Raw genomic sequence first — 6,709 nt, forward strand, 5'->3', positions numbered from 1 at the left:
CTCGGCGGGCTCCGCCGCCCTGTGCGACGCACTGGTCCCGGTGGGCTTCGCCGCCCCCGTGCGACGTCCTGGTCCCGGTGGGCTTCATCATCCCCGTGCGGCCCGCCGTCCGCCGTGGCCCGCCGGTCCCAGCGGACTCCACCGCCCCGCCCCGGCTGCGGCTCCCGGCGGGCTCCGCCGCTCTCCCCCGGGTCGGCCGGCCTATCGGCCACCGCCGCCCCATCGGCCGGTCCCGTCGCGCCGCCGGACCCCGCCGCATCCCGGAAGAATCCGGTGGGGTCCGGCGGCACACGGTTCGCCGGTCGAGCGATGCCACCGAAGGCTCACGCCCCGGCCGTGCCGCCCTTGTCGCGCCTCGGTGCTCTCAGTGCTCGCGGGGCGCCGGCACCACACGCTCCACCTCGGGATGGACGGTGAGTAGCTGACGCATGGCCGCCTCGGCCGCCCCTCCGTCGCCCGTGGCGAGGGCGTCGACGATCCGGGCGTGGTGCGCCAGGGTCGACTCGCCCGGCCGGTCACAGCCGGTGGCCGGACCGCCGGAGACCTGCAGGGCCGCCGAGACGATCCCGGAAAGGTGCTCCAGCATGCGATTGCCCGCGACCTGGATGAGCAGCGAGTGGAACTCGGCGTCCGCACGGGAGAACGTCAGCGCGTCCCCCTGGGTGATGGCGTGGCCCATGACCTCGACCATGTCGCCGAGCCGCTGCTGGACGTCGTCGCGACCGTGCCCGGCGGCGAGGCGGGCGGCGAGCGGCTCGATCGTCCAGCGCAGCTCGCTGAGCTCGCGCCGCTGGTCGTCGCGCTGCGGACCGAAGGCCCGCCACTCGATGATGTCCGGGTCCAGCAGGTTCCAGTCGCTGACCGGGCGTACGCGCGTGCCGACGTTCGGGCGGGCGCTCACCAGGCCCTTCGCTTCCAGGACGCGCAGGGATTCACGGACGACGGTGCGGGAGACCTCGAACCGCTGGCCGATCTCCTCGGGGACGAGGGGACGGTCGGCGCCCAGATCGCCGGAGACGATCATCTGGCCCAGTTGCTGGACGAGTTGGCCGTGCAGCCCGCGTCCGCGGCTGCCGGCGGCGCGTCGGCCCACGCGCCCCAGCTCGGGTTCCACACCCTCCCAGGCGGGGACCCCGACACGGTCGACGCCCGAATGCTCGGCGTACGGGTAGCGGTCGAGTTCGCCCGATCCTGCGAGGCCGGAGTCGGCGGAGCGGGCGGTGGTCATCATGGTGTGCGCAAGGGTAGTCACGCATCCTTTGTCGGCTGCGTTCTCAACTCCCTTGAGGTCTTTGGTGAAAAGCACACGAAAGGGTGATCGCTCACCCCGTCGCAATTGACGCCTTATCGGAAAGAAATGGGCTTTCCGCGAGGAGTTGCACACATGGCGACAACGGAAGAGCACTGAGGGTGAGCACGACACGGATATGGACGATCATCACCGAACCCTGCTGCGCAGAGTGGTGAGCAGATAGGCACCCAGCAGGGTGGTCAGCGACAACAGCAGCGCCCCGGCCACGGGTTGGGCGATCATCCGAGCCGCAGCTTCCAGATAGCGCTCTCCCCCGAACGGCCACTGCACCAGCACGAGCTCACGCAGCCGCATCGGAAAGCCGACCGCACTGCGCACGATCGGCCCCTCCAGCACCTTCCGCACCAGGGGTACGACGAGGAGGGGCACCGCGACGACGGCCGCGAGCCCGGCGGACGTGGACCGGAACACCCCCGCCGCGAGCACTCCGGCCCAGGCGCACCCCACGACCAGGCCCATCCAACTCGCGCCGAGGGACAGCCAGTCGGCGGGAACCGACGTGAGCTCCCGTCCGTAGACGAGATAGAGCATTTCGAGGTTGCAGCCCACGGTGAGGACGGCCAGCAGCAGCGCGGTGGCCGCGGCGACGAGGAGCTTCGCGGCGAGCAGCCCCAGTCGGCGGGGGACGGTGCCGCGGTCCGTGGCCAGGGCGGGGTACCGGAACTCATCACCGAAGGCGACCGCGCCGAGCAAGCCCGCACCGATCGCTGCGGGCGGCAACGGCAGTTCCTGCGGCCACGCGGCCAACAGCCTCGGCTGCGGGGTGTGCCCGATCCGGGCGAGGAGAACGGACAGGAGAGCGGAGGTGACGAGCGCGGCAGCAGCGGTGACGTACCCGGTGCCGACCCCCGTGGCCCGGCGCAACTCGTAGCGCAGCGGACGGAGCGGGCTCGGAGCGGGACGGACGGTGATGGGCGGGGGAAGTGCGGGCAGGGGATCCTGAGCGGGCAGCCGGGTCTGCGGTGGGGTTGGGGTGGAGTGAGTGCGGGACGTGGGGATGGTGTGAGTCTCGGGGCTGGTGGGGGCTTCGGGGGCGATGTGAGCCGTGGGACGGGAGTCGCTGCCGGTGCAGGGGGCTAGAGCGACGGTGTGGAGCGATGGGTCGAGGTCGGTGTGGGGCTTGGATGCGGCTTGCGGCGTGGAGTTGACGTCTGGTTCGTCGGTGGTTGGGATTCGCAGTCCGTCGGTGTCTGTCCGAGATCCGCCGGTGGCTGTCTCCAGGGCTCCGGTCAGCGTGTGCGTCCTGCTGGTGGCCGCTTGAGGCGCTTCGGCGAGCGCCTGGGCGCCCTCGGTCGGATGCTGGGACTCAATCGGCATGTCAGGCTCCTGGGCTGCCTCCTGAACGCCCTCAGCCTGCCCCGTCGACTTTGAAGCGCCTCCTGTCGGTGACGGCGCCGTCGGCGACGTGGGCGTCGGTGTCTCGGCGTCCACCTGCGCCTGAACATCTGCCTGTGTCGGTGTGGACGCGAGCTCGGGCGTGGACGTGGGCTCGGGCATGAACGTGGGCGCGAGCCCGAGCGGGGGCGTGGGCACGGGTGTCGGCCCCATGTCGCCGATCTCGTCGGCGAGTTGATGCACGAGGACGCCGTGCCTGAACGCGATCTCACCGATCTCCGCGCACGTACTGCCGTACACCGACAGCCGGTTGCCGCCCTCCTGGACGATCTCCACGGAACGCCGTGCGGTCCGGGCTTCCTTGGTGAGCAGCGCGCCGAGGCGGGCGGCGTGCGGGGTGCGGACGGCGACTCGGGGGCGGAGCCGGGTGCGGGAGAAGTCGGCGGCCTCCTGGTCGGCGACAAGCCTGCCCAGGTCGATAGTGAGGACCCGGTCGGCGATGCGCGCGGCCTCTTTGGGGTCAGCCGTGGTGAACAGGACCGTGCCGCCCCGGTCCGCGTGCGCCCGCATGATCCCGTGCAAGCAGTGACTTTCACGGACGGACAGCCCGGCGGCCGGGTCGTCGAGCACGAGGGTGTGCGGGTCGGACAGCAGGGCGCAGGCCAGGCCGAGGCGGCGGTCCATGCCCCGCGAGAGCGTGCTCAGCTGCGCCTCTCCCAGGCTGACGAGGCCCACCGCTTCCAGGACTTCGTCGGCGCGCCGCACCGGCAGCCCCGCGGCGGCACACAGCATGCGCAGATGGCCACGGACCGTCCGGGCCGGGTGGCCGGGCACATCACCGAGCACCACGCCCACCTCACGCGCGGGGTGGGCGATGCGATGCAGCGGGCGGCCTCTGAAGTAGGTGATTCCACGGCCCCGTTGGAGTTCGAGCATCAACTTCAGTGCTGTCGTCTTGCCCGCGCCCAATGTGCCGAGCAGTGCGGTGACGCGACCGGAATGCACCTCGAAGGACACGTCGTCGACGGCGGGCGGAAGCTCCTTGCGGGGGCTGCTGGTCAATCCGATGGCCTGGATCACCCGAAGCAAGATAGCGCGGTATGTCCGTTTTTTCGGGCACCTTGAGGCTCACTTCGAGGGCCGCCGCGAAGGGGCGCCACCCCTCGCCCCGGAGTGTCAGACCTCGGGGCGCAGCATCGGCGGGTTGAGCAGGGTGGCGCCGCCGGCGCGGAACAGCTGGGCCGGGCGGCCACCCTGCCGCGTGGTGGTGCCGCCGGTGGGCACCAGGAAGCCGGGTGTGCCCGTCACCTTGCGGTGGAAGTTGCGGGGGTCCAGCGCCACGCCCCACACAGCCTCGTAGACGCGGCGCAGCTCGCCGACGGTGAACTCCGGTGGGCAGAAGGCGGTCGCGAGCGAGGAGTACTCGATCTTGGAGCGGGCACGCTCCACACCGTCCGCGAGGATCTGGGCGTGGTCGAAGGCCAGCGGCGCCACCGGTTCGCCATCCCGCCCGTAACCACCCTGCTCCAGCAACTCCTCGACGGGCGCCCAGCGTGCGCTGTTGGCGTCGCCGCCCGGCCGGGGTGCGGGCAGGTCGGGGGCGAGTGCGAGGTGGGCGACGCTGACGACCCTCATCCTCGGGTCCCGCTTCGGGTCGCCGTAGGTCGCCAGTTGCTCCAGGTGCGCGCCGTTGTCCTGCGCGGGGGCGGACGGGTCGTGGGCGGTCAGTCCGGTCTCCTCGGCCAGCTCCCGCGCCGCGGCCTGCGCCAGATCCTCGTCGGCCCGTACGAAGCCACCGGGCAGCGCCCATCGCCCCTGGAACGGCTGCTCGCCCCGTCGTACCGTCAGCGCGCAGAGCGCGTGGCGACGGACGGTCAGCACGACCAGGTCCACGGTGACAGCGAAGGGCGGATAGTCCGACGGGTCGTAGGGCATGCCGCGATCATAGTCGTCTGCCTGACGATAAACACTCCCTCCTCCCCCTGCTCCCCTACTTGATCCACTTCTGTCCGATACCGGTCTCATGATCCGACCGCCGCCCTCGCGCTGTCGGCACCGTTGATCAACCGGTCACACATCACGCGAGGTCACACTCCCAACTGCAGCCCGTCTGCCGCTTCCTCGACCATCGCCAGCCCCAGCCTGCTGACGCGTACGGCGAAGGGGGCGCCGGCGACGCGCAGTCCCGTCAGGCCGAGCTCGCCCAGCGGCGCACTGCGCACCGGCCGCAGCGTCACCGTGCCGGCCGGGGCGTCGGGCCGGATTCCGGCGAGGGTGGTGAGCAGCAGGACGCCCGAGGCCGCCGCCGTCGCGGCCGGTCTGCACGCCGCGGGGTGGGGCAGGGGGGCACTGCCCGCCGTGCGCTGCTCCCCCGCGTACATCTCCGGCAGCCGATGGCCGAAGCTCTCGGCCGCTGCCAGCACTCCCCGCAACAGCGCGCTCGCTTCCTTCTCGTAGCCCGCCGCCGCCAGCCCCGCGACCGCGATCGCCGTCTCCTGCACACGCACAGCACCACTGCGATGACCGAACGGGTTGTACCCCGCCTCCTTCACGCCCAGGCTCCTCAGTCCCCACCCCGAGTCCATGGCGGGGCCGCCGAGCAGACGCGCGAGTTGCTCGGTCTGCACCTTGTCGAGCAGACCCGGCGCCTGCTCCCCCGCGCCGAGCAGCCCTGTGTCGAGGAGGTGGGCGGCGCCCGCGCCCAGGTGAGGCACTAGCCGCCCGTCCGGGGTACGGGCCGCCGCGGGTCTGCCGCCGCCCCGGTCCTCGACCCAGAAGTCCATCCGGAACCGGGTCCGCAGCTCTCGCGCCCACTCCCTCAGCCCGGTCCCATCGGGTCGGCCGTACGCGTCGAGGAGATCGGCGCCCAGCAGCGCGGCCCGGTGCGCGTACGCCTGAGTCTCATAGCGCATCGGCCCGCCGGGGCGTGGGTCGGGCAGATATGTACCGCCTCCGACGGCGACCCGCAGCCACCGCAGGCAGCGTTCGGCGGCGGGCAGCAGTTCCTCGGTCTCCTGCTCGGGGAGCCCCCAGCGCCGGGCCTCCGCCAGGAGCACGGGGAACAGAAGCGTCGCTTCGGTGCCGGTGCAGCCCGGCGGCAGATGCGGCCCCGCGTCCCTCCGTGGGCCGGGGATCATGCCGGACTGTGGTTCCGGGCCCGCGATTTGGGTGCGGGCCAGGGTACGCAGGGTGCTCGCGGCGAGGCGCGTGCCGAGTGGCAGTGTCATCCGGGCCGCGACCAGCGCGTCGACCGGGGCCATACCGCAGCGCCAGGGCGCGCCTGCCGCAAGGTGGGTGTCGGTTGGGTTCGTGGGGTCGCGCAGCAGCAGCGCTTCGAGGTCGTCCAGGCAGGTGTGCAGCAGTATCTGGGCTCCGGGTTCGTCGCCGGCGGCCTGGGACTGGGAGAGAGGGCTCGTGGCGCCGCGTCCCACCGGTCTGATGGGCCCCGCGCCATCCGGCCGTACGCGCAGCTCCACGCTTCGGGAGCCACCGGGTGGGAGCTCCAATTCCCAGCGCAGCAGTCCCGCGGAAGCCACGGCGTCGGCGGGCGGCGGGTGGGCGGTGACCGTCGAGTTCCCGCTGGGGCAGGACCAGCGCAGACCGGAGTCTCGGACGCTGGCGGGCAGTTCCGGTCCGGCACTGCCGGAGGCGACTGCGCCCAGTTCCGCGAGGTCCGTGCCGAGGGAGATCTCGACGGGCAGGCGCAGCGGGCGGCGGGCCATGCTGTGCAGGGTGATCCGCTCGGTGCCGTCCGCATGGCGCGTGCGCTCGACCATGACGTCGGGGTCCGGTCCGGCGTCGGCGGTCACACGCAGCGTTCCCATGAACCGGGCGCGGTCTGCTGTGACCATGCGAGCCTGCACGGCCAGCGGCTCCCACCCCGCCACCCGGAGCTGACAGCGGGAGAGCATGCGCCGCCCCGCGCGGTAGAAGCCCTCCAGCCCGTTCCCGGTCAGCTGACCCTGTTCTGTGGAGATCGCGAGGCCCGGCAGGGCGACGCAGATCAGCGCGGTGTGGGCCGGTGGCAGCTCCGCGGGGCGACGTGGGGCGGGTGGTGGCGCC

At 72.4% G+C, this 6,709-nt stretch carries 4 protein-coding genes; all 4 read right to left on the reverse strand.

Annotated features, from left to right (window positions below; genetic code table 11):
- Nucleotides 1-364: 364 nt before the first annotated feature.
- Nucleotides 365-1,252, reverse strand: coding sequence for a FadR/GntR family transcriptional regulator (locus tag STRIP9103_RS29590; RefSeq protein WP_078614089.1), 888 nt, complete (start codon nt 1,250-1,252; stop codon nt 365-367).
- A gap of 186 nt (nt 1,253-1,438) precedes the next feature.
- Entirely contained in the window at nt 1,439-3,727 is a 2,289-nt protein-coding gene (locus STRIP9103_RS29595) for an ABC transporter ATP-binding protein (protein ID WP_009326537.1), read from the reverse strand.
- Between the two features lie 96 nt (nt 3,728-3,823).
- The gene (locus STRIP9103_RS29600) at nt 3,824-4,582 is read right to left on the reverse strand and encodes an NUDIX hydrolase (protein WP_009326536.1); all 759 of its coding nucleotides are present in this window, start codon (nt 4,580-4,582) and stop codon (nt 3,824-3,826) included.
- A 152-nt stretch (nt 4,583-4,734) separates the two neighbouring features.
- On the reverse strand, nt 4,735-6,709 hold a 1,975-nt coding region (locus STRIP9103_RS29605; RefSeq protein WP_009326533.1), incomplete at its 5' end, for a glycogen debranching N-terminal domain-containing protein.

The organism is Streptomyces ipomoeae 91-03 (assembly GCF_000317595.1).
Taxonomy (GTDB): domain Bacteria; phylum Actinomycetota; class Actinomycetes; order Streptomycetales; family Streptomycetaceae; genus Streptomyces; species Streptomyces ipomoeae.